Raw genomic sequence first — 23670 nt, 5'->3', positions numbered from 1 at the left:
CGGACACAAGCGAGCCCCGGCGCCAGGGGGGAGGCGCCGGGGCTCGGTCCATGGGTTGGAGAGGGTCTGGTGGCGGCTGGAGCCTGCTGTCCCGAGAACTCAAGCCGCTGCGTCGAAACCGGTCTGGCGGGCCATCTTCTTCAGCTCAAGCAAGGCATGCTTCTCGATCTGGCGGATGCGCTCACGCGTGAGGCCATGCTGCTTGCCGACCTCGGTCAGGGTGCGCTCCCGGCCGTCGTCGATGCCGTACCGCGCCTTGATGATGGAGGCGGTGCGGTCGTCGAGGCGGCCGATCAGGTCCTCCAGCTCCTCGCTGCGCAGCAGCGTCATCACCGACTGCTCGGGCGAAACGGCCGAAGTGTCCTCCAGCAGATCGCCGAACTGGGTCTCTCCTTCGTCGTCGACCGACATGTTCAGACTGACCGGGTCGCGGGCCCAGTCGAGCACATCCGAGACCCGCTCCATCGTGGAGCCGAGCTCCTCGGCGATCTCGGCGTGCTCCGGCTCACGGCCGTGCTCACGGTTGAACTCCCGCTGCACCCGGCGGATCCGGCCGAGCTCCTCGACCAGGTGGACGGGCAGCCGGATCGTACGGGACTGGTCCGCGATCGAGCGCGTGATGGCCTGACGGATCCACCACGTGGCATAGGTCGAGAACTTGAATCCCTTGGTGTAGTCGAACTTCTCCACCGCGCGCACCAGGCCCGCGTTGCCCTCCTGGATCAGGTCGAGCAGGGGCAGCCCACTGCGCGGATAGCGGCGCGCCACAGCCACGACGAGGCGCAGGTTGGAGCGGATGAAGATGTCCTTGGCGCGGGCACCTTCGGTGGCTATCGCCTCCAGCTCCTCGCGGCTCGCACCTGCGGCAGGGGCCTCCTCAACCTCGCCGTCCAGGATCTGCTGGGCATACACCCCCGCTTCGATGGACTGGGACAGCTCGACCTCCTTCGCCGCGTCCAGCAGCGGGGTACGAGCGATCTCGTCGAGATACATGCCGACCAGGTCGCGATCGGCGATCTCCCCGCCTGAGGCGCGAACGCTGTTGGCCCCATCAGCACCACCAGCGGCGGCGGACTGATTACGGGCGACGGCACGGGTTGCCATGCGTGCTCCCTTACAGATGGATCGGGCGCGGACTATGGACGGACTCTCCGGTGTCGGGTGCCCCGTCCGAAGGAAACAACGACTGGAATCAGGACAGAATTCCCATCAGGCCCCCACCTTTTTACGATCATGCAGTATCCTGTCCACCCACACGGGGCCCAGCGAACTGCCGAAGCGGCGGGAAGCGCAGGTCAGACCCCCTGTGCCGCCGTCTCCTACGGCTCTCCCGCCCGTCTCTCATCTGTCAAGACGAATCTCGCGGGCTCCCGGTTGCCCGGATGGTCCATCGCGCCGGGTTGCCCTGCCCTCCGCATGGGTGTGCGCTGGAAAGTGACAGGTCAGGGCGGGGACGCGGCGACGAGGAGGTTCGGTCATGAATGCCCCCACAGCCCCGGTGAGCCACCGCCACCATCCGCGGCTCCACCTCCCACTGCACCCCTCCGCCTCCTGGGGCGTCCCCGTCGTTCTGGCGGTGCTCTTCGGCGGCTGGGTGATGTTCGTGGACCACAATCAAGGCTCCACCATCCCCGCGTCCGCCATCCTCGGCGTGGTGTCGGCGGTGGTGGTCGGGGCGCTCTGCTACGCCCTCGGCCGGATGACGCCGGGCCTGATGCCGGAGATCCGGGCCGTGCTCTACGGGGCGCTCCTCGGCTGTGCGCTCGGCTTTCTGCACGCCGTGAGCGGAGGCTCGGTGTACCGGTCCGCGGGGATCGGGCTCGGGGCGGGGCTCGCGATGATCGGCATAGCGTTCTACGTCTTCCACATACGCGAGGAGCGCCCCCGGCAGTAGCCCGTTGGCCCGCCCCAGCCCTCCGTAGCCTCGCCCCGGACCTCCGGCTGAGGTCCCCGGGGCCCCGCCCCGGCCCGGCTTAGGTCGTTGGTCCCCGCACGCTTCCGTCCCCGGCCCGATTCGGGGCCGCCCCTCCCTCCCTAGCGTGAGGCCATGACAGACGACACGAGTGGAACCCTCGACGAAGCCCTCGAGCGACTGCACGCCTCCGGCCCCGAGCATGACGGATGGCTGAGCAATCACGCGCCGATGGCCGTCGAGGCGCTGGTGCGTCACGGCCAGGGGCGCACCGTGCACCGGTGGCTGGACCGCTATCGCGACAAGCTGCAGGAGATGCCGGACTCGTATGCCCGGATCACCGAGGAGAACTGGCGCGAGGCGCTCGGCGACCCACGCCGTCTCGCCGACTGGCCCGCCTACTTCGACCGCGCGCTCGCCGACCGCCCCTGGCGGGACGTGCTCGCCGTGTGGTGGCCACGGCTGCTGCCGGGCATCGCCGGGGGCGCGACACATCCGGTGATCCGGGTCGGCCACGCCGTACGGACCCTCCTGGACGACCCGGGCACGACGACCGCTCCCCGCACCGCCGAACTGGCCCACGCCCTCGGCTACTGGGCCGCCCGCCACGCTCCGCTGCCGCCGCTCCGGCAGCAGCCGGGCCCCACCTCGGGGTCGGCGGCCGACGCACTGGCCGCCGTGGAGCCGGTCGCGGACCAGAGCGGTGGCATACGGGCGCGGCTGGCCCGGCTCACCGCCTTCCCCACCTGGCCGCCCACCCCGCGGCCCGGCCGGACGGCCGCCCAGCAGCCCACCAGCCGGACGACCGCCCCCGACGCCGCCGACCCGGCGGAGGAGGCGCGCCGGCGGCTGACCGAGCTCGTACGGGCCACGACCCATCGCTACGCCACCCACGGCCACGGCTCACCGGTGATGCTGGTCCACGCCGCGACCGCGCCCAACGCCGTGCTGCGCGTGCTGCCCGCGCTGCCGCGGGAGTTGTGGGCGCCGAGTCTGGACGCGGCATGGGCGGCGAGCGCCGCGGTCACGGCGGTGTACGCACCGCGGGAGCCGTTCCCGGCCGACCGACTGCCGTCCGCGGCGGGCGTCACCCCCGAAGAGGTCTTCGCCCGCGCCGCCGCGCACGGCGATGAGCACGCCATCAAGCTCACCGACACCGCCCTCGACGTCGCCCAGGGCCCGGACCCCCTGGCCCTGGCCGCGGCACTCCACGCCTGCGCGATGATCGACACGGCGCTCTGAGGGCGGGCACGAGCCGGTCCGTACCCGACGAGCCGATCCCCCCGGACCCATCCCCCTCACCGAGCGCCCCACTCACCCGAACTGCAGCGACCGCTTCGCCAACCCCATCCAGAAGCCGTCGATCACGCTCCGCTGGCTGCGCAACTCCGCCTCCGCCGCGCCCAGCGTGACGAACAACGGCGCGAAGTGTTCGGTGCGCGGGTGGGCGAGCCGTCCCGCCGGGGCCGTGTGCTCGAAGTCCAGCAGCGCGTCGATGTCCTGTGCGTCCAGGGCCCGTTGCCCCCAGTCGTCGAACTCGGTCGACCAACTGGGCGGCGTCGGGGCCGTCTGCCGCATCGCGGCCAGGTTGTGGGTGAAGAAGCCGCTGCCGACGATCAGGACGCCCTCGTCCCGCAGCGGCGCCAGCTTCCGCCCGATCTCCATCAGCTTCCGCGGGTCGAGGGTCGGCATCGAGACCTGCAGGACCGGGATGTCGGCCTCCGGATACATCTCGACCAGGGGCACATACGCCCCGTGGTCCAGCCCTCGCTCGGGGATGTCCTGGACCGGTGTACCCGCCGTGCGCAGCGTCTTACGGATCCGCTCGGCGAGTTCGGGGGCGCCCGGCGCGGCGTACCGCACCTGGTAGTAGTGCTGGGGGAATCCCCAGAAGTCATAAACCAGCGGGACCTGTTGGGTGGCCCCGATCGCCAGGGGCGCCTCCTCCCAGTGGGCGGAGATCATGAGAATGGCCTGGGGCCGGGGCAGGCCCGCGGCCCAGGCGGCGAGCTGCCCGGGCCAGATCGGATCGTCGGCGAGTGGCGGAGCACCATGGCTGAGGTAGAGGGCGGGCATACGCCCGTCGAGCGCGGACATGAAGTCTCCTCGGCAGAGCCCGACAAGGTACTTGAAGTCTCAAGCAAGCACTCATCACTGTAACGCACACTTGTTTAAAGTTCAAAAAGTGTTCTCTAGAATGGACGCGTGGACAACGCCATGAAGACCCCCTCAGACGCCGACGGGCCGCGTTGGCTGACCGATGACGAGCAGCGCAGCTGGCTGGCGTACCGCCACGCACACATGCTTCTGGAAGATCACCTCGACCGCCAGCTGCAGCGGGACGCCGGCATGCCCCACGTCTACTACGGCTTGCTGGTGAAGCTCTCCTGGGCGCCACGCCACCGGATGCGGATGACCGAACTGGCCGAGGCCGCCAAGATCACCCGATCCCGGCTGTCCCATGCCGTCGCGCGCATGGAGAAGGACGGCTGGGTGCGACGCGAGGACTGCCCCGACGACAAGCGCGGGCAGAACGCGGTCCTCACCGACAAGGGACTCAAGGTGCTGGAGGAGACCGCCCCGGGCCACGTGTCCGCCGTGCGGATGGCCGTCTTCGACCGGCTCACCCCCGAGCAGGTCGAGCAGTTCGGCACCATCTGCCAGATCATCGCGGACAGTCTGCAGCCGGAGGGCGCCGACCTCCCCTGGCTGCGCTGACGCCACCGCACCAGCACGCCGAGGACCGACGAACAAAGGACGGACGAAGGACGGACGAAGGACGACCGACGGACGGACGAAGGCCCCGCTCCCCCGGGATTCTCCCCAGGGGAACGGGGCCTTCGCCTCTGTACGGATGATCTCCGCTGTACGAACGACCTCCGCGCGTCAGTGCGCCATGACCGGAATGGCTTCCTCCGCCGCTCCCTCATCGGAGCCGGCGACCGCGCCGCCGCCTCCCTGATGTCCGGCGTTGACCATCGTGATGGCGATCACCCCGGCCAGCACCAGGATGCCGACCGCCCACCAGATGGCGGCGGTGTAGCCGTGCACCATCGACTGCAGCTCCAGCGCCGTGCGGGAAGGGGCGCCCGCCGCATGCGACTTGGCGTACGCGGTGGTGGCGCTCGCGGCGATGGTGTTCAGGAGCGCGGTGCCGATGGCGCCGCCCACCTGCTGCGAGGTGTTGACCATCGCCGAGGCGACACCCGCGTCACGCGGCTCGACGCCATGCGTGGCCAGGCTCATCGCCGGCATGAAGGCGGTACCCATGCCGAGGCCGAGGAGCAGGAACCCGGGCAGGATCAGCGCGGGGTACGAGGTGTCCAGGTCGATCTGGGTCAGCAGCAGCATGCCCACCGAGGCGGCCAGGAAGCCCGGCCCCATCAGCAGCCGCGCCGGGACCCGGGTCATCAGCCGGGCGCCGATCTGCGTCGAGCCGGTGATCATGCCCGCGACCATCGGCAGGAAGGCGAAGCCGGTCCTGACCGGGCTGTACCCCTTGACGACCTGCATGTAGTAGGTGAGGAAGAGGAACAGGCCGAACATGCCGATGATGGCGAGGCCCAGCGAGGCGTAGACACCGCCCCGGTTCCGGTCGGTGATCACGCGCAGCGGCAGCAGCGGCGCCTTCACCCGCGACTCGACGGCCACGAAGGCGATCAGCAGCACGGCCGCGGCGACGAACAGACCGATGGTCAGGCCCGCGGACCAGCCGTCGGACTCGGCGCGGGTGAAGCCGTAGACCAGCGAGACCAGACCCGTGGTGGCCAGGAGCACACCGGGGACGTCCAGCCGGGAGGTGTTGCGGCTCTCCACCGGGTCGCGGATCACGGCGACCGCGCCGATCGCGGCGACGATGGCGAACGGGATGTTCACGAAGAAGGTCCAGCGCCAGTCCATGTACTCGGTGAGCACACCGCCGAGGATCAGACCGACGGCACCGCCACCACCTGCGATGGCACCGAAGACACCGAACGCCTTGGCACGCTCCTTGGGGTCGGTGAACATCACCGCGAGCAGCGAGAGCGCGGAGGGGGCGAGCAGCGCGCCGAACACACCCTGAAGCGCACGCGCACCGAGCAGCACACTGGTGTTCAGCGCCGCACCGCCGATGGCGGAGGCGGCCGCGAAGCCGGCCAGGCCGACGATGAAGGTCCGCTTACGTCCCCACAGGTCGGCGATCCGGCCGCCGAAGAGCAGCAGTCCGCCGAAGGCGAGGGCGTAGGCCGTGATGACCCACTGCCGGTTGCCGTCGGAGATGCCGAGGTCGGCCTGGGCGCTGGGCAGCGCGATGTTCACGATGGTCGCGTCGAGCACGACCATCAGCTGGGCGAGGGCGATGAATATCAGCGCTTTCCAGCGCCGGGGATCCACGAATTGTGCCGTTTCAGGCATGGGTGAGCCTACCTAGCGGTGCGGAGAGTGACAGATGAGACGAGTGGGGCCGACCGAAGTCAGGCCGGCGCAGGGCAATGGGTAACAGGTAGCGAGAGGCGTCGACGCACGTACTGAAGACTTGTGAACGCGCGCGAAATAAGCGGTGCCCGGGATCGGCCGGGTGCGATCTATGTCACGGCCGGTGCTGCAGATCCTCCAAGGTCACGGACTTGCCGGGTAGTTCGGAGCGCGCCGGGGCCTGCAATCCGTCCAGGAACAGCTGCAGATGCCGGTGCACAAAGGCGTCGAAGTCCATACAGAAGCTGCCGGGCAGCGGCCGGGTGAGCTGGTTGAGCGCGACCATCAGGTCACCGACACCGATGTCGGTGCGCAGTCGGCCGTCGGCTTTCGCGGCCCCCATCAGGGCCTCGACTCCGGCGGACAGACGGTCGCGGACGGCAATGAGGTCAGGGTGCTCCTTGTCGAGGCCGTCGGAGAGCAGAAGGCACAGCGCGCCGATGCGCTCATCCGCCGCGGCATGGACGAAGCGCCGCAGCGCCGAGAAGGAGTCCGCCTCCTCGGCCATGGCGGCTTCGGCCTGGTCGGCGACGCCGGACATCACCGAAAGCGCCACATGGTGGATGAGCTCACGGCGGTCCGTGAAGTGCCGATAGATCGTGGCATTCCCGACCCCTGCCCGTCGAGCGATTTCATCGAGGGGGGTTTGCGCCCCGGATTCGACGATCACCTCACGGGCGGCCACGACAATACGCTCCCGATTGCGCAAGGCGTCCGCGCGCAGCCGGGGCTGCGCGGACTTCGCGGTCATCGTGTCGGCGGCCATGACAGCACTCCCTTCTGCGTACGGCATCCCTGCGTACGGTTCTCCGGCGGCTTGGTGGCGACACCAGGCCCCGGCCCAGACGTTTGAGCTTCAACATTTCCGGGGAGTCAGTCCCCGTTTATGCGGTCACCCGGTTAAACGGGGAATCACTCCCCGGAATTTCCGCGTCCGCAGGTGACCTGCCTCACACCTGCTCGGCACCCCTCGCCACCCAAACGGAGCAGGTCATTCCCTCGTTCGGCGGCACCCCACGGGCGCCCCGTCCCGAGCCGTCCCACCGTGGTCGGCAATGAGACAGGCGCATGGGACCACCCGCCACCGCATACGAATACGCCGGCCCCGCAGAGGCAGCGCATTCGCCACTGCCGCCGTGCTCACGGTGGCAGTGGTCGCCCCGGCGGCGACTCCGCGCCCCGCGTCCCCCGCACCCCCCGAGCTGGCCCCGGCACCCTCCGGGCGACCGGCCTTCGGCTCGCTCGCGCCCTGCGCCCTCGCCTCAGGACCGGGGCTGCAGATGTCCGAGGGCATACCCACCGGCCGCGGCTACAGCCGCAGCACCGGCACGGTCCACGCCCTCAACCTCATGATCGACTTCCCGGATGTGCGCGGCCAGGGCACCGCCCGCCAGCGTTTCGAGGAGTTCTTCCCCCAGACCACCCGGTGGTTCGCGCAGAGCTCGTACGGACGGCTGGACTACCGCCCCGAGATGCCGATCACCCACTGGCTGCGGATGCCGCGCTCGTTCCGCGCCTACGGCATCAAGCGCGGCAGCCCCTTCGACCCGGGCTATCGCAGACTGGTGGCCGACATCGCCGAGGCCGCCGACCCCAAGGTCGACTTCCGCCGCTACGACCTGGTGAACGTCCTGGTCACGCCGAACGCCGGGCCGCCTGCCGCGCATGCCGTGCTGTCCGTCACCTACGCCGACAACCAGCAGGCCCCGACCGCCGACGGCGTGCCGCTGGCCAATGTCTCCTTCGTCTACAGCCGCCAGGACGACGGCTCCGGCTCGCTGCGCCGCACCGGCTTCCGCGTCCTGCCCCATGAGAACGGCCATGTCTTCGGGCTGCCCGACCTCTACACCCGGGGCGGCGGCGACAAGGCCGGCCACTGGGATGTGATGTCCGAGGACTGGGGCGCCGGCAACGACCTGCTGGCCTGGCACAAGTGGAAGCTGGGCTGGCTCGGCCCGCGGCAGATCGCCTGCGCCGCCCGCTCCGGGGTCTTCGCGCACACCCTGTCCCCGCTGAACCGGCCGGAGGGCACCAAGCTGGTCTTCGTCCCCGTTTCGCCGTCCACCGGCTATGCGATCGAGGCCCGCGCGAGCGGCGGCAACGACGAGGCCATATGCAAGCCCGGTGTGCTGATCTCCCGGGTGGACACCGGTGTCGACTCCGGCGGCGGCCCCGTCACCATCATGGACTCCACCCCCCACGGCCGCGGCTGCACCCGGGAGCGCAATGTCCACCCCGGGCTCAGCGACGCGGCCTACGCGCCCGGCGAGACCTTCCGCACGGAGACCAACGGCCTGCGGATACGCGTCCGCGTCACCGGCCGGGACGCGGCCGGCGACTTCGGCGTGGAGATCACCCGTCGCGCCAGTGGCGGCGCCCGAGGCTGATCAGCATCAGCTGCTTGCGCGCGGTGTCGGCGACCCGCCGCTCCAGCCGCGGCTGATCCGGCTGCGCCTCCAGGAACGCCGTCGCCGTCATCACCATGTGGTCCACATACAGCTCCGCAAGCATCCGGACATCTTCCGGCGGCCAGCCGTCCGGCGTCAGCCGCGGGGAGAAGTCGGCGGCCACCTCATCGGCGAATCGGTCCAGCTCGGCGGCGATGGCCTCGCGCACCGCACGTACCCCGCCATGCCGCTCACGTGCGATGAAGCGGATATGCGCGGGATAGCGGCGGACATGCTCGGCAACCGCCTCGACAGTGGCGTCGATCCGCTCCTCATCACCGTCCTGACCTGCGAGTATCGCGCCGATCATATGGTGCAGACTGCCCAGGGACTCCTCGACCAGCGCGACCCCGAGATCGCTCAGATCCCGGAAGTGCCGGTAGAAGGCGGCCGGCGCCACCCCCACCGCCCGCGTGACCTCGCGCAGCCCCAGACTGCTCAGGCTCTGGTCCTCCAGCAACCCCAACGCCGCGTCCATCAGGGCGCGCCGGGTCTTCTCCTTCTGGGCCTGCCGGACCCCGGACGTGTGACTCATATCATTCAGTAAACAGCTGTTCGCTGAATTTTTCCAGGGGCGGGAGGGGTACTCTAGAACTCAGTGAACAGTCGTGATTCCAACTGTTCACCGAACAATTACCATCCGCACGCCAACCGCATCCGGATCGTCACTTCGAGAGAGGCTCACATGCTCTTCATCGTCGCGGCACTCGCCCTGATGGGAGTTCTTCTGGGGGCGGCGGCGCACACTCCGCTCCCCCTGTTCCTCGCCGCCGCGGGCGCCATCAGCGCCTGGCTGCTGATCTTCTTCATCCGCGAACGCACCGGCCACAAGGGGAGCTGAGACCCATGGCACTCACCGCACCGTCCCGCACCTCACCGGTCCGGGCGCGCAGGGACGCCGACGGCATGGCCGTCGCCTCCTTCGTGCTCGGCCTGATCGGCCTGCTGCTCTTCAACGCGGTCTTCGGGCCCTGCGCGATCGTCCTGGGGACGCTCGCCCTCGCCCGGGAGACCCGCCGCAGGGGCCGGGCGCTGCTCGGACTCGCACTCGGCATCGCCGATGTGGTCGTGCTCATCGTCCTGCTGACGCTGAACCAGTCCGTCTTCTGGCAGTTCGGGAGCTGATCCGCCCCGCAGTTCACCGGTAGCATCTCGCGCGGCCCTTCCACTCAGTGGAGGGCCGTTGCCCGTACATGACGGGCGTCACCACGCCGGCACGCATGCTTCAGGATCGCGGCCCGCTGCCCCAGGACATGAACGGCGTTGCCCCGTCAGGGGGCACCCACTTGACGGGCCCTGAGGCCAGGGGCGCGCCGGAGCCGCCGACACCGATCGCCTTCTGTCCACTGGTGACGGCATCCCTGGGGGTGTAGCTGCCGCGGGCGAACGGCAGGTCCTGGGCGGCCAGTCGCGCCAGCCAGTCCCAGCCGTGTGAGTAGTCGCACTCGCCGTCGCCGCCTCCGGCTCCCCCGAGCGCGAACCGGACGGCCGCACCACGCGGCACTCCACTCTGGCGACTAGGGGTTGCCAGAACAAGGCTCTGACCAGGCTCTTTACAGAAGTCCTTCCGCCTGGCAGAAGCCCTCTTGCCGAGCCGATGCAAGCCTCACGACCCTGATTCCAACCAGGGCACGCGGGGCGACGGAGCCCCGCCGACAGGGACGGGAACTGCCATGCCGCACATCACCGCATTCGCCAGGAACCAGTGGTACGTCGCCGCCTACGGCCGCGAGATCGGCCGTGAGCTGCTGGGGCGCACCATCCTGAACGAGCCCATCGCCTTCTACCGCACCGAGTCCGACGACACGGTCATCGCGCTCGCCGACCGCTGCGTCCACCGCCGCTATCCGCTCACCGCCGGCCGTCTCGACGGCGACACGGTCGTCTGCGGCTACCACGGCTTCACCTACGACACCGGCGGCGCCTGTGTGTTCGTACCGGGCCAGAAGCGCGTCCCGCGCACCGCCCGGGTCCGCTCCTATCCCGTCGTCGAGCAGGACTCGCTGGTGTGGGTGTGGATCGGGGACCCGGCGCTCGCCGATCCCCGCTCGGTGCCGCGTGCGCCCTGGCTGGCCGATCCGCGCTGGACGACCGTGGGCGGCATGGAGCCGATCGACGCCGGCTACGGCCTGCTGGTGGACAATCTGCTGGACCTGTCCCACGAGACGTATCTGCACAGCGGCTATATCGGCACCCCGGAGGTCGCCGAGACCCCGATCACCACGGAGGTCGACGAGGGCGCGGGCGTCGTACGGGTCAGCCGGCATATGGACGACGCCGAGTGCCCGCCGTTCTACGCCCGTTCCACCGGGATCGACGGCCGCATCACCCGCTGGCAGGACATCGAATACCACGCGCCCTGTCTCTATCTCCTGCACAGCCGGATCGCCCCGGTCGGGGTGCTGCCGGGGCCGGACGGCTCCGATCCGGACGCCTTCCATGTGGAGATCACCTACGCCATCACCCCGTCCACCGACCACCATGTGTACGACTTCTGGGCCGTCTCACGGGACTTCGCGCAGGACGACGAGGAGGTGACCGCCTTCCTCCACGACCTCAACCGGACCGTGGTGCTGCAGGACGTGGCCGCGCTGAACCTGCTCCAGAAGGCCCTGGACACCGAGCGCGAGGGCTATCAGGAGCTCAGCATCAACATCGACACCGGGGGTCTGGCCGCGCGCCGCATCCTCGCCCGCCTCGCCGCCGAAGGAGAGCGGACCTCGGCCATGGCGGCGACCCCGTGAGCGGCGCGCCCACGGCCGAGGTGTACCGGATCGACTGGCTGCCCGGCACCGATGTGCTGCACGGGGTCTGCCACTGCGGGGCCGAACACGCCGCCGAGGACCCGGTCGAGCTGTGGCAGTGGATGCTCGCCCACCCCACCGGGCACCACCCCACCGGGCACCATCCCGCCGACCACCGTAAGGAGATGACGTGACGAACCCCGGCGGCGAGTACGAGGACACCCTGCTGGTGGCCCGCCGGGAGGAGGCGGCCTCGGACGTGGTGGCGCTCACCCTGCGCCATCCGGCGGGCCGTGAACTCCCCGCCTGGGAGCCCGGCGCCCATCTCGATCTCGTCCTCGACCCGGGCCCGACCCGGCAGTACTCGCTGTGCGGCGACCCCGCCGACCGCGCCTCCTGGCGGATCGCGGTGCTCCGCGCGCCCGCCGGGCGCGGCGGCTCCGCCCGCGTGCACGACACCCTCACCGAGGGGAGCGCGGTGCGGGTGCGCGGGCCGCGCAACCACTTCGCGCTGCGCCCGGCGGACCGCTATCTGTTCATCGCGGGCGGCATCGGCATCACGCCGCTCCTCCCCATGACGGCCGCCGCCGAGGCCGCGGGCGCCGACTGGCGGCTGCTGTACGGCGGGCGCACCCGTGCCTCGATGGCGTTCGCGGACCAACTCGCCGCCCGTTACGGCGACAAGGTGCGCCTGGTGCCGCAGGACGAGGAGGGGCTGCTCGACCTCGCGCCGTATCTCGGCACCCCGGCCGACCCCGGCACCCTCGTCTACTGCTGCGGTCCCGAACCGCTGCTCCAGGCCGCCGAGGAGGCGTGCCGCGACTGGCCGGAGGGGTCCCTGCACACCGAGCGCTTCCAGCCCCGTGCGGACGACGCGGGCGCCGGATCGGGCGGCCGGGCCTTCGAGTTGGTGCTCACCCGCTCCGGGCTGACCCTCACCGTGGAGCCGGAGCGCAGCGTGCTGCGCACGGTCGAGGAGGCGGGGGTACCGGTTTTGTACTCCTGCGAGGAGGGCACGTGTGGGACGTGCGAGACGGATGTCGTCGAAGGAGAGGTGGACCACCACGACTCTGTACTCACCGACGAGGAGCGAGCCTCGGGCGAGACCATGATGATCTGTGTCTCACGCTGCCGTGGCCCCCGCTTGGTGCTGGACCTGTGAATCCGCCCTGAATCGCCGTGTGAGCCCCTCGATGTGAGGTTCGGAACGACCCCGCCCACTGGACAAACAGGTTGGTTAGGCTAACCTAACTACGTCCTCGGGTCGCCGTCCCGTGACCACGCCCCCGTACGCATCGAGAGAGAGCACACCTTCATGCGCCAGGCCAGAGCACTCCCCCTCTCCCGCCGCGGTCTGCTCACCGCGGGCGGCGCCCTCGGACTCGGAGCCCTGGTCACCGCCTGCGGCGACAACGGCGGTTCGGGCTCCGGCGGCGATGGCGGCGGCTCCTGGTCGTTCACCGATGACCGCAAGAAGAAGATCAGCCTCGACGGCCGACCCCAGCACATCGTCGCCTACATCGCCGCGGCGGCCGCGCTCTACGACTTCGGCATCGAGAAGCAGATCACCGGCGTCTTCGGCCCGACCACGCTGAAGAACGGCAAGCCGGACGTCCAGGCGGGCGACTTCCCCGTCGACCGGGCCACGTCCCTGGGCAACACCTGGGGCCAGTTCAACGTCGAGAAGTACGCCTCGCTCAGCCCCGATCTGCTGATCACCAACATGTACAACCCGGGCGCGCTCTTCTACATCCCGGACGACAGCAAGAAGAAGATCCTCCAGCTGGCCCCCAGCGCCGCCATCAACACCGGCCGGGTCTCCATGCTCGAGCCCATCAAGCGCTATGCCGCACTGGCCGAGGCGCTCGGCGCCGACCCGAAGGCCAAGAAGGTCACCGACGCCAAGGCGCGGTTCGAGAAGGCCACCGAGACCCTGCGCAAAACCATCAAATCGCACAAGCTCAAGGTCATGGCCTGCTCCGCCAGCGCCGATCTCTTCTACGTCTCCAACCCGAAGGTCAGCGCCGACCTGATCTACTTCAGCGAGCTCGGCGTCGACTTCGTCGTCCCCGAAAAGCCCGACAAGGGCGGCTACTTCGAGAGCCTCAGCTGGGAGAACGCCGACAAGTACGACGCCGATGTGCTCTTCCTCGACAACCGCACCGCGACCCTCCAGCCCGGGGCCCTGACCTCCAAGCCGACCTGGTCCAAGCTCGCCGCGGTCAAGGCCGGTCAGATCACCCCCTGGAGCAGCGAGCCGCGCTTCTCCTACGCCGGCGCCGCCCCGCTCGTCGAATCCCTCACCAAGGCCATCCAGGACGCGAAGAAGCTCAGCTGAACGGTCAGCGTGACCGGCCGGCCCGGCCCTCCCCACGGCAAGCGAAGGGAAGACCCCCTGCCATGACCACCGCAGCCACCACGACCGCCCCCGCCCCCGCCGCCGTTCCGTTCCGCTTCTTCGACGCGCGGGTCGTACGGACCCGCCCGCTCGGACCGTCCATGGCACGGATCACCTTCGGCGGCGCCTGTCTGAAGGACTTCACCAGCGGAGGCCGCGACCAGCGCTTCAAACTGTTCCTGCCGCACCCCGGCCAGAGTGCCCCGGTGGTCCCGGTAGAGGCGGGGGAAGGCTGGTTCGCCACCTGGCGGGCGATGGACCCGGCCGAACGCGGCATCATGCGCTCGTACACGGTGCGCCGTCAGCGCCACGACCCGGACGAGATCGACGTGGACTTCGCGCTGCACGACGACAGCGGCCCGGCCGCCCGCTGGGCCGCACGCGCCGAGGCCGGCGACCGCGTGACCCTGCTGGGCCCGGTCGTGGCGGACAACGGCGGTGTCGACTTCCGGCCGCCGTCCGGCACCGACTGGGTGCTGATCACCGGCGACGAGACCGCGCTGCCCGCCATCGCGGGCATCCTCGAATGGCTGCCCGCCGGCCTGCCCGCCAAGGTGTGGCTCGAGGTCCAGCACGCCGAGGACACGCAGGAGCTGCGCACCGCGGCGAAAGCCGAGATCACCTGGCTGGTCCGGGATGCCGTGGCCCCCGGCACCCCGCGCTCCGCGCCGCTGCTGAACGCCGTGGGGACCACCGGACTGCCCTCCGGCACGCCGTACGCCTGGATCGCGGGCGAGGCCGGGACCGTCAAGGAGCTGCGCCGCCATCTGGTGCGCGAACGCGGCTTCGACCGCAAGGCCGTGACCTTCACCGGCTACTGGCGCCTGGGCACCTGTGAGGAACAGCTCGTCGAGGAAGCCGTGTCAGGCACCGGCCCCGCGGCCGACGACTGATCCCCATCTGCGTACCGGGCCGGCTCCGCACCACCGAATCCGGAATCTGGAACCTCGAATCCGCGATCCCCACAGCTGAATCCTCATAACCGAGTCCCCATAACCGAATCCCGCTACGGGACCGCGAGACCGACACCTGGACGACGGGCGGCCAACCGCTCGGCGCGCCCCCACGCGCCCTTCGCCGCGCCCTTCGCCGCGTCCAGCGCCCCCGCACGCCCATCAGGCCGTCAGGCCGTGGGCCACCGCTCCCCTCCCCCCACCACCAGCCGCATGCCCGCACCCTCCGCACGCCCCCATGCTCATTTCCAGAAGGGACAGACCGTGAGTTCCCTCGCGCAGACCGCTGAGGACCCGTCGCCGGAGCCGATACCCGGGGCGGCGGATGGCAGGGCCCACCTGTTCAACGGCCGTACGGCGGAACGCTATCGGCGGTCCGTGACCGACGCCGTCGGCCTGGTGGCCTCCACCGTCGCCCGCACCGAGCGCCCCTTCACCGGCGTCACCCCCGCCGAACTCGCCCCCGAGATCTCCGGAATCGACCTGGAGCGGCCGCTCGGCGATCCGGACGCCGCGCTCGAGGAGCTGGAGAGCGTCTACCTCAAGGACGCCGTCTACTTCCACCACCCGCGCTATCTCGCCCACCTCAACTGCCCCGTGGTGATCCCCGCACTGCTGGGCGAGGCCGTCCTCTCCGCCATCAACTCCTCCCTCGACACCTGGGACCAGAGCGCGGGCGGCACCCTCATCGAGCGCCGGCTGATCGACTGGACCACCGAGCGCATCGGCCTCGGCGAGGCCGCGGACGGCCTCTTCACCAGCGGCGGCACCCAGTCCAATCTGCAGGCGATGCTGCTCGCCCGCGAAGAGGCGTGCACGCTGGTGGAGAAGGAGGCCGCCGCGTCCGGCGAGACGATCGCCAAATCCGCCATCCTGCCGCGGCTGCGCATCCTCACCTCCCAGGCCGGCCACTTCTCCATCCAGAAGGCCGCCGCCATCCTGGGGCTCGGCTACGAGGCCGTCGTCCCGGTCCCCTGCGACCAGGACCGCCGGATGCGGACCGTCGCCCTCGCCCATGAGCTGAACCGCTGCCGCCGCGAGGGGCTGATCGTCATGGCCGTCGTGGCCACCGCGGGCACCACCGACTTCGGCTCCATCGACCCGCTGCTCGAGATCGCCGAGCTGTGCGACCGGCACGGCACCTGGATGCATGTGGACGCCGCGTACGGCTGCGGACTGCTGGCCTCCCCCACCCGCCGCGGGCTGCTCGACGGCATCGAGCGCGCCGACTCGGTGACGGTGGACTACCACAAGTCCTTCTTCCAGCCGGTCAGCTCCAGCGCCGTCCTGGTCCGCGACCGCGCCACGCTCGGCCACGCCACGTACCACGCCGACTATCTCAACCCCGAGCGCAGCGCCCGGAACCTCATCCCCAACCAGGTGGACAAGTCCATCCAGACCACCCGCCGCTTCGACGCGCTCAAGCTGTGGCTGACGCTGCGGATCATGGGCGCGGACGCCGTGGGTGCCCTCTTCGACGAGGTGGTGGACCGGGCCGCCGAGGCATGGGCCCTGCTGGACTCCGATCCGCGCTACGAGGTCGTCACCCAGCCCCAGCTGTCCACGCTCGTCTTCCGCTACGTACCGCCGACCGACGGGCCGGGCGACCCGGACCTCGTCGACCGGGCCAATCTGCATGCCCGCGAGGCGCTGGCCGCCTCCGGTGCGGCGGTCGTCGCCGGAACCGTCGTCGACGGCCGTCACTACCTCAAGTTCACCCTGCTCAACCCGGAGACCTCGCTGAGCGACATCGCGTTTGTGCTCGACCTCCTCGCCGAGCACGCCGGTCAGTATCTGGCCCTGCGCATCGAGCCCGAACTCAGCGGCCACCGCCACTCGCGCGCCAGTTGAGCCCCTTCACCCCGTCGGAGACCCTCGTGCCCACCCCGCACACCCATGACGTCATCGCGGTCGGGCTCGGCCCCTACAACCTGGGCCTTGCCTGCCTGACCGAGCCGATCGAGGCACTCGACGGGCTGTTCCTGGAGAGCAAGCCCGAGTTCGACTGGCATCCGGGCATGCTGCTGGACGGCGTCACCCTGCAGACCCCGTTCATGGCCGACCTGGTGACGCTGGCCGACCCCACCTCCCCGTACTCCTTCCTCAACTACCTCAAGGAATCCGGGCGGCTGTACTCCTTCTACATCCGCGAGATCTTCTATCCGCTGCGCGCCGAGTACAACGACTACTGCCGCTGGGCCGCCGCGAAGCTCTCGTCCGTCCGCTTCGGCCACGAGGTGACGAGCGTCGAGTACGACGAGGCCGACGGCCTCTACACGGTGCGCGCCCTGCGTCCCGCCACCGGCGAGACCACCACCCACCGGGCCCGCCATCTGGTGCTGGGCACCGGCACCCCGCCGTTCCTCCCCGAGGTGTGCCGCGGCCTGGACGGCGATCTGGTGCACAACACGGACTACCTGGGGAACAAGGAGGCGCTGCAGTCCAAGGAGTCCATCACCATCGTCGGCAGCGGCCAGAGCGCGGCCGAGATCTACCAGGATCTGCTCGCCGGCATCGACACCCACGGCTACCGGCTGAACTGGGTGACCCGCTCCCCGCGCTTCTACCCGCTGGAGTACACCAAACTCACCCTGGAGATGACCTCGCCCGAGTACGTGGACTACTTCCACGCGCTCCCCGAGGACACCCGCTACCGGCTGGAGGGTGACCAGAAGGGCCTGTTCAAGGGGATCGACGCCGACCTCATCAACGGCATCTACGACCTCCTGTACCAGAAGAGCGTGAGCGGCCCGGTGCCCACGCGGCTGCTGACCAACACCGCGCTCACCGACGCGGAGTACGACGAACTGTCCGGCACGTACACCCTGGGGCTGCGCCATGCGGAGCAGGAGCGGGACTTCTCGCTCACCACCCACGGGCTCGTCCTGGCCACCGGCTACCGCTACCAGGTACCCGCCTTCCTGGACCCGGTACGCGACCGCATCCGCTGGGACGGCCACGGCCGCTTCGACGTCGCCCGCAACTACAGCATCGACACCACCGGGCGTGGCATCTTCCTCCAGAACGGCGCCACCCACGCCCACAGCCTGACCTCCCCGGACCTGGGCATGGGCCCGTACCGCAACTCATGGATCATCCGTGAGCTGCTGGGGCGGGAGCACTACCCGGTGGAGAAGTCCATCGCCTTCCAGGAGTTCGGCGCACCGGAAGGAGCCCTCGCATGACACCGTCGCCGGTTTTCGAGCACACGGACGCCCGCCTGGGCACCTTCACCCTGCGCACCCTGGACCCGGCGGCCGACGCCGGGCTGCTGCACGGCTGGGTGACCCACCCCAAGGCGTCCTACTGGATGATGCAGGGCGCGGACGAGGCGGAGGTCGCCGCCGAGTACCGCCGGATCCACGAGCATCCGCACCATGACGCGTTCATCGGCCTGCACGAGGGACGCCCGGCGTTCCTGGCCGAGCGCTACGACCCGTCGCGGGTGGAACTCGAGGGGCTCTACCCCGCCCGGCCCGGCGACGTCGGCATGCACTTCCTCTGCGCACCGACCGACACCCCGGTGCACGGCTTCACCCTGGCCGTGATCACCGTCGTCATGGAGTTCTGCTTCGCCGACCCGCACGTCCGGCGCGTCGTCGTCGAGCCCGATGTGCGCAACGCGGCGGTGCACGCGCTCAACGCGGCCGTCGGCTTCGAGATCGTCGAGCAGATCGCCACACCCGAGAAGGACGCCTACCTCGGCGTCTGCACCCGCGATCGGTTCGAGGCCACCCGCACCGCCCGCGCCGCCCGCGCTGCCCGCGCCGCCCGCGCCGTCGAAGGAGTGACCCGATGAGCCCCCGCGACGCCGTCGCCCACCTCACCCCCGATCTGTGGGACCGGGCGGGCCGCCTCCTCATCCGCAAGGCCCTCGCCGAGTTCACCCACGAGCGCCTGCTCGCCCCCGAGCTCGGCCCCGACGGCCGCTACGCGGTGATCAGCGACGACGGGGCGGTGACCTACCGCTTCGCCGCCCGGGTGCTCTCCCTGGACCACTGGCTGGTCGAGGCGGACAGCATCACCCGCCACGACCGGGCCGGCACCGAACTCCCGCTGGACGCCCTGGACTTCTTCATCGAGCTGAGCGAGCGGCTGGGCCTGAGCGATGACGTCCTCCCCGTCTACCTCGAGGAGATCAGCTCCACCCTCTCCGGTACGGCCTTCAAACTGGCCGGCGAGCCGGTGGGCGCCGCCCAGCTGGCCACATCCGGCTTCCAGGAGATAGAGACGGGGATGACCGAGGGCCATCCCTGCTTCGTCGCCAACAACGGCCGCCTCGGCTTCGGCATCCACGAATACCTCTCGTACGCCCCCGAGACCGCGAGCCCCGTCCACCTGATCTGGCTCGCCGCCCGCCGCGACCGCTCCACCTTCACCGCCGCCGCGGACCTGGACTACGACGCCCTGATCCACTCCGAACTGAGCGAGCGGACCCGGGCCCGCTTCGCACAGACCCTCACCGACCTCGGCCTGGACCCGGCCGACTACCACCTGCTGCCGGTGCACCCCTGGCAGTGGTGGAACAAGCTGTCGGTCAGCTTCGCCGCCGAGGTCGCCCGGCAGCATCTGGTGTGCCTGGGCCCCAGCGACGACGAGTACCTCGCCCAGCAGTCGATCCGCACCTTCTTCAACACCAGCGACCCGTCCAAGCACTATGTGAAAACCGCGCTGTCGGTCCTCAACATGGGCTTCATGCGGGGCCTCTCGGCCGCCTACATGGAGGCGACCCCGGCCATCAACGACTGGCTGGCCGGTCTGGTCTCCGCCGACGACACCTTCCGGTCCTGCGGCTTCTCGATCATCCGGGAACGAGCCGCCATCGGCTACCACCACCGCCAGTACGAGGCCGCCACCGCGAAGGGCTCCCCGTACCGCAAGATGCTCGCCGCCCTGTGGCGCGAGAGCCCCGTCCCGACCCTGGAACCCGGCCAGCGCCTGGCCACCATGGCGTCCCTCCTCCACACCGACCCCGCCGGCGCCTCCTTCGTCAGCGCCCTCATCGAGGAATCCGGCCTCACCCCCGCCACCTGGCTGCGCCGCTACCTGGACGCCTACCTCACCCCGGTGCTGCACAGCTTCTACGCCTACGACCTGGTCTTCATGCCGCACGGCGAGAACGTCATCCTGGTGATCGAGGACGGCGTCGTCCAGCGCGTGATCTTCAAGGACATCGCCGAGGAAATCGCCGTCATGGACCCCACCGCGGTCCTCCCCCCGGCCGTCGAACGCATCCGCGTGGACGTCCCCGAAGACAAGAAACTCCTCTCGATCTTCACCGACGTCTTCGACTGCTTCCTCCGCTTCCTCAACGGCATCCTCGTCACCGAGGGCCTCCTGGAGGAGGACACCTTCTGGCAGACCGTCGCCGACTCCGTCCTGTCCTACCAACGATCCGCCCCCCACCTCGCGGACAAATTCGCCCAGTACGACATGTTCACCGAGGACTTCGCCCTCTCCTGCCTCAACCGCCTCCAGCTCCGCAACAACCGGGAGATGGTCGACCTCCAGGACCCGGCCGGGGCACTCCAGCTGATCGGCACGCTGAGGAACCCGATCGCGGGGTCGGGGCGAGCGGGCGACTGAGACGGCCGGTGGCCCTTCGGGGGCTTCGGGCCGGGGGTCAGGGCCAGGGCTGGTGGCCGGGGCTCGGGGCCTGGGGCACCCCGGGCCCCGAGCCTTCGGCGGCGCGGAGCACCCGAAACGATCCAAGTGCACGACCCGCTACACTGTGGCGGTGCGACGCGGCGGCACCACCATGCCGCCCTGACGCCGGGCCTCCGTAGCTCAGGGGATAGAGCACCGCTCTCCTAAAGCGGGTGTCGCAGGTTCGAATCCTGCCGGGGGCACAGAGAAACACCTGGTCAGAGGCCCTTCCGTCCGACGGACGGGAGGGCCTTCGCACTCGCAGCACACATATGGCACACACGGGCTGCGGGCAGAGGTGGGGAGCTGTGCGAGATGCCCGCGAAGGACGAGCTGGCCCGGCGCCGGTACGAGAAGGTGGTCGACCAACGTGAGTCGTTGATGCGGGCCGCCTTGAAGCCGCAGTACGAGGGCTACTACGGGCAGCTGATCCTGAGCGGCAACGATCTCGCGGAGATGGGCGAGCTCAAGGACGTCCGGCAGGCCGCTCGGGAGGCAGGTCGGCGCCTCGGATGGAAGACGACCACGCACCTGACCAGTGGCCGGCTGTTCGTCCGTGACGATCGGGAGCCTCCGCAGGAGATCAGGCGGCTGGCCGCCGATGTTGCCGCCGAGGCCATGGACCGGGCCCGGCGAGCAGCCCACCAGGGAGACTGAAGGGGCCGGGCCATCGTGCAATGACGATGGCCCGGCCCCCTTCGACTACGGCTCCCCGGAACCACCGGATCCCCCGAGCGTTCGGCCTCGGCCATCGCCCGACCAACGGCGAGCCATGCGTCGCCCTGGTCGTGCTGCTTGAGCAGCAGGCCCGTCGTCGTCTGGTACGCCGTGGCCAGGAGCCGGGACACCGTGTCCCTGTCCGTCGCATCGCCGGCCGCCAGTCGCAGGTCGGCGACCAGGCTCGGGAGGGTGCGCTCCAGCTCTGTGTACTGGCAGGTGTGGAAAAGCCTCCCACATCCTGGGCTTCCAACCGCTTCCGGGAGGGTTCTTCGCCACGCTGGTCGGCATGATCCTCGCCTGCCTGGCCCTCATCGAAATCGGCAAACGACTCTTCTACGGGGCTGCAGTCGCGCCACCTCCGGTTCCCAGGCACTACGCGCGCCATCGCCACCTGCGGCGCCGTGCCGCCCGCTTCAGCACTGCCGCGCCCCACCCCACGCCGGTCGACGGCCCGCCGTGATACGGACCGTCAGCCGTGCGGCGAGCGGCGCAGAGGGACACCGGATCACCTCGCAGCAGCCCGGCAGGCGCACGTCCGCCTGCCGGGCTGCTGCGGGTGGCCACCTACAGGAGCGCTCACGTGGTTTCAGTCCCCCCGTTCGGTGCCGGCACGCGAGCAGAACTGGTCAGGTCGAGGGGCGGTGCGGGCGTGGGGGACGGCGGCGGCGTTGCGCCGGCCGCGTTCGCTTCGCGGGCGAGGAAGGAGCCGAGTTCGCCGATGGTGCTCATCAGCGGTGCCGGGAAGACGACGGTGGTGTTCTTGTCCACACCGATCTCGACCAGACTCTGCAGGTTGCGCAGTTGCAGGGCGAGCGGATGGGCCATCATCGTGTCGGAGGCGTCCCCCAGGGCGGCAGCGGCCAGGGACTCACCCTCGGCGTTGATGATCTTGGATCGCTTCTCCCGCTCGGCCTCGGCCTGCCTGGCCATCGCGCGCTTCATGGATTCGGGCAGCTGGATGTCCTTGAGCTCGACCAGGGTGACCTCCACGCCCCATTCGGCGGTGGTGATGTCGAGGATCTGACGGATGTCCAGGTTGATGCGGTCGGTCTCGGACAGGGTCTCGTCCAGGGTGTGCTGACCGACGACCTTGCGCAGGGTGGTCTGGGCGATCTGGTCGATCGCGGAGTTCACGTTCTCGATCGCGATGACAGACTTGACCGCGTCGACCACGCGGAAGTAGGCCACGGCGGAGACGTCGACGCTGACGTTGTCCTTGGTGATGATGCCCTGGGACTGGATCGGCATGGTGATGACCCGCAGCGACACCCGGTGCAGGGCGTCGACGAACGGGATGATGAACCGCAGCCCGGGGGAGCGTGTTCCGACGAGTCGACCGAAGCGGAACAGCACTCCGTTCTCGTACTGCTTGACGACCTTCACGGCCATGGCGAGCACCATGAGGGCCACGAGGCCGACCACGACGATGAGAACGATCAGGAGTTGCATGCTGGGCTCCTCGGGACGAGGACCAGGGCGTTCGCGCGAGGTCCTGGGAATGGGTCGGCGGAGCACGTCAAGGGGGGCGAGCACACCGTCATGTGCTCGTGGCCCGTCTCGAGGGGCGCAATTCACCCGGACCGGCACCTGAGGCCGTGAGAACCTGATCAGGACCGGCCGTATGTCCAGCATCGCTCGTCGGGGACCACGCCGCATGGGCCGAACGGTCCCCCACCGTGCCGGCCCCCGTACGGGCGCAGGGGTCAGCCCTGGTCCGTGGGGAGGGGGGCGGCCCAGTCAAGGGTGGTGCCGGTGGGCCGGTGCGGGGCGATGGTGAGGGTTCCGCCGAGTTCCGTGGCACGGGTGCGGAGGTTGGCCAGTCCGCTGCGACGCGTGCGAGCCGGGTCGATGCCGCGGCCGTTGTCTGAGACCCGCAGCATCAGATGCGTGGCGGTGGCCTCGACCGTGACTCCACGGCGGTGGCGTGGGCGTGCCGGGCGGCGTTGGCGAGGGCTTCGCGGAGCACGGCGAGCAACTGGTCGGCGATGTCGTCGGCTACACGGGTGTCCAGCAGGCCGGTCATGCGCAGGGCGGGAGTGAAACCCAGGGTCGCGGCGGCCTCGCCCGTCTCGGCGACCAGGCGCGACCTCAGGCGCGTGTGCCCGGTGCTGTCGGGCTGTCCTCGAGCGTAGATCGTCGACCGGATGATCTTGATGGTGTCGTCGAGGTTGTCCACGACCTGTTGGATTCGCTCCGCGGCCTGCGGGTGGTTGGAGATCTGCGCGAGGACCGATTGCAGGGTCGTTCCTCCGGCGAACAGGCGCTGGATGGCCAGGTCGTGCAGGTCGCGGGCGATGCGGTCACGGTCGCCGAGGAGCAGGAGCTGTTCGGCGGCGCGGCGGTGCTCGGCGATCTCCGGGCGAGTGCGGCGTGGTTGGCGAATCCGGCGATCATG

The 23670-nt window shown here is 69.9% G+C and carries 25 protein-coding genes, 1 tRNA gene and 2 pseudogenes; 17 read left to right on the top strand and 11 right to left on the bottom strand.

Features of this window, described 5'->3' with window-relative positions:
* Positions 1–99: 99 nt before the first annotated feature.
* A complete protein-coding gene (locus AS97_RS27725; protein ID WP_059148800.1) occupies positions 100–1104 on the bottom strand; it encodes a sigma-70 family RNA polymerase sigma factor in 1005 nt (334 codons plus the stop codon).
* Between the two features lie 373 nt (positions 1105–1477).
* On the opposite strand from AS97_RS27725, the gene AS97_RS27720 reads away from it, so the two are divergent.
* Together AS97_RS27720 and AS97_RS27715 are read left to right on the top strand one after the other, a co-directional pair.
* Positions 1478–1894: a hypothetical protein gene (locus tag AS97_RS27720; protein ID WP_059148801.1), complete on the top strand. Its 417-nt coding sequence runs from the start codon at positions 1478–1480 to the stop codon at positions 1892–1894.
* A gap of 153 nt (positions 1895–2047) precedes the next feature.
* Entirely contained in the window at positions 2048–3154 is a 1107-nt protein-coding gene (locus tag AS97_RS27715) for a questin oxidase family protein (protein WP_210565842.1), read from the top strand.
* A gap of 72 nt (positions 3155–3226) precedes the next feature.
* Here the strand turns inward: AS97_RS27715 and AS97_RS27710 are convergent, their stop codons facing one another.
* Complete coding sequence (locus tag AS97_RS27710) at positions 3227–4009, bottom strand: class III extradiol ring-cleavage dioxygenase (protein ID WP_210565841.1); 783 nt, start codon at positions 4007–4009, stop codon at positions 3227–3229.
* 120 nt (positions 4010–4129) lie between these two features.
* Between AS97_RS27710 and AS97_RS27705 the strand changes: the two genes are divergently transcribed.
* Positions 4130–4630, top strand: coding sequence for a MarR family transcriptional regulator (locus AS97_RS27705; protein ID WP_059149013.1), 501 nt, complete (start codon positions 4130–4132; stop codon positions 4628–4630).
* A gap of 168 nt (positions 4631–4798) precedes the next feature.
* Here AS97_RS27705 and AS97_RS27700 read toward each other — a convergent pair whose 3' ends face one another.
* Complete coding sequence (locus tag AS97_RS27700) at positions 4799–6307, bottom strand: MFS transporter (RefSeq protein ID WP_059148804.1); 1509 nt, start codon at positions 6305–6307, stop codon at positions 4799–4801.
* Positions 6308–6482: 175 nt separating this feature from the next.
* Positions 6483–7133 (bottom strand): TetR/AcrR family transcriptional regulator, encoded by a 651-nt coding sequence (locus AS97_RS27695; RefSeq protein WP_059148805.1) that lies wholly within the window; start codon positions 7131–7133, stop codon positions 6483–6485.
* Between the two features lie 289 nt (positions 7134–7422).
* Here AS97_RS27695 and AS97_RS27690 point away from each other — a divergent pair, with 289 nt between their 5' ends.
* Positions 7423–8754, top strand: a complete 1332-nt coding sequence (locus tag AS97_RS27690; RefSeq protein WP_210565840.1) for a M6 family metalloprotease domain-containing protein — start codon at positions 7423–7425, stop codon at positions 8752–8754.
* On the opposite strand, the gene AS97_RS27685 is transcribed toward AS97_RS27690, so the two are convergent.
* Positions 8720–9349 carry a TetR family transcriptional regulator gene (locus tag AS97_RS27685; RefSeq protein ID WP_059148807.1) on the bottom strand — a complete coding sequence of 210 codons (630 nt, stop codon included), beginning with the start codon at positions 9347–9349 and terminating at the stop codon, positions 8720–8722. The genes AS97_RS27690 and AS97_RS27685 overlap by 35 nt on opposite strands.
* 150 nt (positions 9350–9499) lie before the next feature.
* On the opposite strand from AS97_RS27685, the gene AS97_RS27680 reads away from it, so the two are divergent.
* Together AS97_RS27680 and AS97_RS27675 are read left to right on the top strand one after the other, a co-directional pair.
* Positions 9500–9655, top strand: a complete 156-nt coding sequence (locus AS97_RS27680; protein ID WP_086709795.1) for a hypothetical protein — start codon at positions 9500–9502, stop codon at positions 9653–9655.
* Between the two features lie 5 nt (positions 9656–9660).
* The gene (locus tag AS97_RS27675) at positions 9661–9939 is read left to right on the top strand and encodes a DUF4190 domain-containing protein (RefSeq protein WP_059148808.1); all 279 of its coding nucleotides are present in this window, start codon (positions 9661–9663) and stop codon (positions 9937–9939) included.
* A gap of 100 nt (positions 9940–10039) precedes the next feature.
* Here AS97_RS27675 and AS97_RS27670 read toward each other — a convergent pair whose 3' ends face one another.
* Positions 10040–10318, bottom strand: a complete 279-nt coding sequence (locus AS97_RS27670) for a hypothetical protein (RefSeq protein WP_349017604.1) — start codon at positions 10316–10318, stop codon at positions 10040–10042.
* Between the two features lie 169 nt (positions 10319–10487).
* Between AS97_RS27670 and AS97_RS27665 the strand changes: the two genes are divergently transcribed.
* The 11 genes from AS97_RS27665 (at position 10488) to AS97_RS27615 (ending at position 21212) form a co-directional block, all read left to right on the top strand.
* Positions 10488–11558: an aromatic ring-hydroxylating dioxygenase subunit alpha gene (locus tag AS97_RS27665; RefSeq protein ID WP_125761315.1), complete on the top strand. Its 1071-nt coding sequence runs from the start codon at positions 10488–10490 to the stop codon at positions 11556–11558.
* Positions 11555–11752: a hypothetical protein gene (locus AS97_RS27660; protein WP_059148810.1), complete on the top strand. Its 198-nt coding sequence runs from the start codon at positions 11555–11557 to the stop codon at positions 11750–11752. Before AS97_RS27665 ends, AS97_RS27660 begins: the two co-directional genes overlap by 4 nt.
* Positions 11749–12720 carry a PDR/VanB family oxidoreductase gene (locus tag AS97_RS27655; protein ID WP_059148811.1) on the top strand — a complete coding sequence of 324 codons (972 nt, stop codon included), beginning with the start codon at positions 11749–11751 and terminating at the stop codon, positions 12718–12720. The genes AS97_RS27660 and AS97_RS27655 overlap by 4 nt, the downstream gene beginning before the upstream one ends.
* 153 nt (positions 12721–12873) lie before the next feature.
* Complete coding sequence (locus AS97_RS27650; protein ID WP_059148812.1) at positions 12874–13896, top strand: ABC transporter substrate-binding protein; 1023 nt, start codon at positions 12874–12876, stop codon at positions 13894–13896.
* A 62-nt stretch (positions 13897–13958) separates the two neighbouring features.
* Entirely contained in the window at positions 13959–14849 is an 891-nt protein-coding gene (locus AS97_RS27645; protein ID WP_059148813.1) for a siderophore-interacting protein, read from the top strand.
* Positions 14850–15173: 324 nt separating this feature from the next.
* Positions 15174–16760 carry an aspartate aminotransferase family protein gene (locus AS97_RS27640; RefSeq protein WP_282615691.1) on the top strand — a complete coding sequence of 529 codons (1587 nt, stop codon included), beginning with the start codon at positions 15174–15176 and terminating at the stop codon, positions 16758–16760.
* A gap of 26 nt (positions 16761–16786) precedes the next feature.
* Positions 16787–18094: a lysine N(6)-hydroxylase/L-ornithine N(5)-oxygenase family protein gene (locus tag AS97_RS27635; protein ID WP_210565839.1), complete on the top strand. Its 1308-nt coding sequence runs from the start codon at positions 16787–16789 to the stop codon at positions 18092–18094.
* Positions 18091–18708: a GNAT family N-acetyltransferase gene (locus AS97_RS27630; RefSeq protein WP_059148815.1), complete on the top strand. Its 618-nt coding sequence runs from the start codon at positions 18091–18093 to the stop codon at positions 18706–18708. The genes AS97_RS27635 and AS97_RS27630 overlap by 4 nt, the downstream gene beginning before the upstream one ends.
* Complete coding sequence (locus tag AS97_RS27625; RefSeq protein ID WP_210565838.1) at positions 18705–20495, top strand: IucA/IucC family siderophore biosynthesis protein; 1791 nt, start codon at positions 18705–18707, stop codon at positions 20493–20495. Before AS97_RS27630 ends, AS97_RS27625 begins: the two co-directional genes overlap by 4 nt.
* A 190-nt stretch (positions 20496–20685) precedes the next feature.
* Positions 20686–20758 (top strand) — tRNA-Arg (locus tag AS97_RS27620).
* 112 nt (positions 20759–20870) lie between these two features.
* Positions 20871–21212 (top strand): hypothetical protein, encoded by a 342-nt coding sequence (locus AS97_RS27615; protein ID WP_210565837.1) that lies wholly within the window; start codon positions 20871–20873, stop codon positions 21210–21212.
* Between the two features lie 59 nt (positions 21213–21271).
* Here AS97_RS27615 and AS97_RS47700 read toward each other — a convergent pair.
* The 5 genes and pseudogenes from AS97_RS47700 to AS97_RS47685 form a co-directional block, all read right to left on the bottom strand.
* Positions 21272–21505, bottom strand: a pseudogene (locus AS97_RS47700) (transcriptional regulator); the annotation flags it as partial.
* Positions 21506–21851: 346 nt separating this feature from the next.
* A complete protein-coding gene (locus tag AS97_RS27610; protein WP_210565836.1) occupies positions 21852–22724 on the bottom strand; it encodes a slipin family protein in 873 nt (290 codons plus the stop codon).
* A 254-nt stretch (positions 22725–22978) separates the two neighbouring features.
* Positions 22979–23155 (bottom strand): hypothetical protein, encoded by a 177-nt coding sequence (locus AS97_RS47695; RefSeq protein ID WP_247204510.1) that lies wholly within the window; start codon positions 23153–23155, stop codon positions 22979–22981.
* On the bottom strand, positions 23155–23298 hold the full coding sequence (locus AS97_RS47690) for a hypothetical protein (RefSeq protein WP_247204509.1): 144 nt from the start codon (positions 23296–23298) through the stop codon (positions 23155–23157). Before AS97_RS47690 ends, AS97_RS47695 begins: the two co-directional genes overlap by 1 nt.
* Positions 23299–23463: 165 nt before the next feature.
* Positions 23464–23535: pseudogene (locus AS97_RS47685) on the bottom strand (hypothetical protein); the annotation flags it as partial.
* Positions 23536–23670: the final 135 nt, after the last annotated feature.

The organism is Streptomyces sp. AgN23 (genome assembly GCF_001598115.1).
Lineage (GTDB): Bacteria > Actinomycetota > Actinomycetes > Streptomycetales > Streptomycetaceae > Streptomyces > Streptomyces antimycoticus.
Note: the sequence above shows the minus strand (reverse complement) of the source record. Positions and strands in the feature narration are given on the sequence as shown.

Bases quoted from the DNA above. Each gene is read 5' to 3' on its own strand.
- AS97_RS27725 (WP_059148800.1), bottom strand. From the start codon at position 1,104: ATGGCAACCCGTGCCGTCGCCCGTAATCAGTCCGCCGCCGCTGGTGGT.
- AS97_RS27720 (WP_059148801.1), top strand. From the start codon at position 1,478: ATGAATGCCCCCACAGCCCCGGTGAGCCACCGCCACCATCCGCGGCTC.
- AS97_RS27715 (WP_210565842.1), top strand. From the start codon at position 2,048: ATGACAGACGACACGAGTGGAACCCTCGACGAAGCCCTCGAGCGACTG.
- AS97_RS27710 (WP_210565841.1), bottom strand. From the start codon at position 4,009: ATGTCCGCGCTCGACGGGCGTATGCCCGCCCTCTACCTCAGCCATGGT.
- AS97_RS27705 (WP_059149013.1), top strand. From the start codon at position 4,130: ATGAAGACCCCCTCAGACGCCGACGGGCCGCGTTGGCTGACCGATGAC.
- AS97_RS27700 (WP_059148804.1), bottom strand. From the start codon at position 6,307: ATGCCTGAAACGGCACAATTCGTGGATCCCCGGCGCTGGAAAGCGCTG.
- AS97_RS27695 (WP_059148805.1), bottom strand. From the start codon at position 7,133: ATGGCCGCCGACACGATGACCGCGAAGTCCGCGCAGCCCCGGCTGCGC.
- AS97_RS27690 (WP_210565840.1), top strand. From the start codon at position 7,423: ATGAGACAGGCGCATGGGACCACCCGCCACCGCATACGAATACGCCGG.
- AS97_RS27685 (WP_059148807.1), bottom strand. From the start codon at position 9,349: ATGAGTCACACGTCCGGGGTCCGGCAGGCCCAGAAGGAGAAGACCCGG.
- AS97_RS27680 (WP_086709795.1), top strand. From the start codon at position 9,500: ATGCTCTTCATCGTCGCGGCACTCGCCCTGATGGGAGTTCTTCTGGGG.
- AS97_RS27675 (WP_059148808.1), top strand. From the start codon at position 9,661: ATGGCACTCACCGCACCGTCCCGCACCTCACCGGTCCGGGCGCGCAGG.
- AS97_RS27665 (WP_125761315.1), top strand. From the start codon at position 10,488: ATGCCGCACATCACCGCATTCGCCAGGAACCAGTGGTACGTCGCCGCC.
- AS97_RS27650 (WP_059148812.1), top strand. From the start codon at position 12,874: ATGCGCCAGGCCAGAGCACTCCCCCTCTCCCGCCGCGGTCTGCTCACC.
- AS97_RS27645 (WP_059148813.1), top strand. From the start codon at position 13,959: ATGACCACCGCAGCCACCACGACCGCCCCCGCCCCCGCCGCCGTTCCG.
- AS97_RS27630 (WP_059148815.1), top strand. From the start codon at position 18,091: ATGACACCGTCGCCGGTTTTCGAGCACACGGACGCCCGCCTGGGCACC.
- AS97_RS27625 (WP_210565838.1), top strand. From the start codon at position 18,705: ATGAGCCCCCGCGACGCCGTCGCCCACCTCACCCCCGATCTGTGGGAC.
- AS97_RS27615 (WP_210565837.1), top strand. From the start codon at position 20,871: ATGCCCGCGAAGGACGAGCTGGCCCGGCGCCGGTACGAGAAGGTGGTC.
- AS97_RS27610 (WP_210565836.1), bottom strand. From the start codon at position 22,724: ATGCAACTCCTGATCGTTCTCATCGTCGTGGTCGGCCTCGTGGCCCTC.
- AS97_RS47695 (WP_247204510.1), bottom strand. From the start codon at position 23,155: ATGCTGCGGGTCTCAGACAACGGCCGCGGCATCGACCCGGCTCGCACG.
- AS97_RS47690 (WP_247204509.1), bottom strand. From the start codon at position 23,298: ATGACCGGCCTGCTGGACACCCGTGTAGCCGACGACATCGCCGACCAG.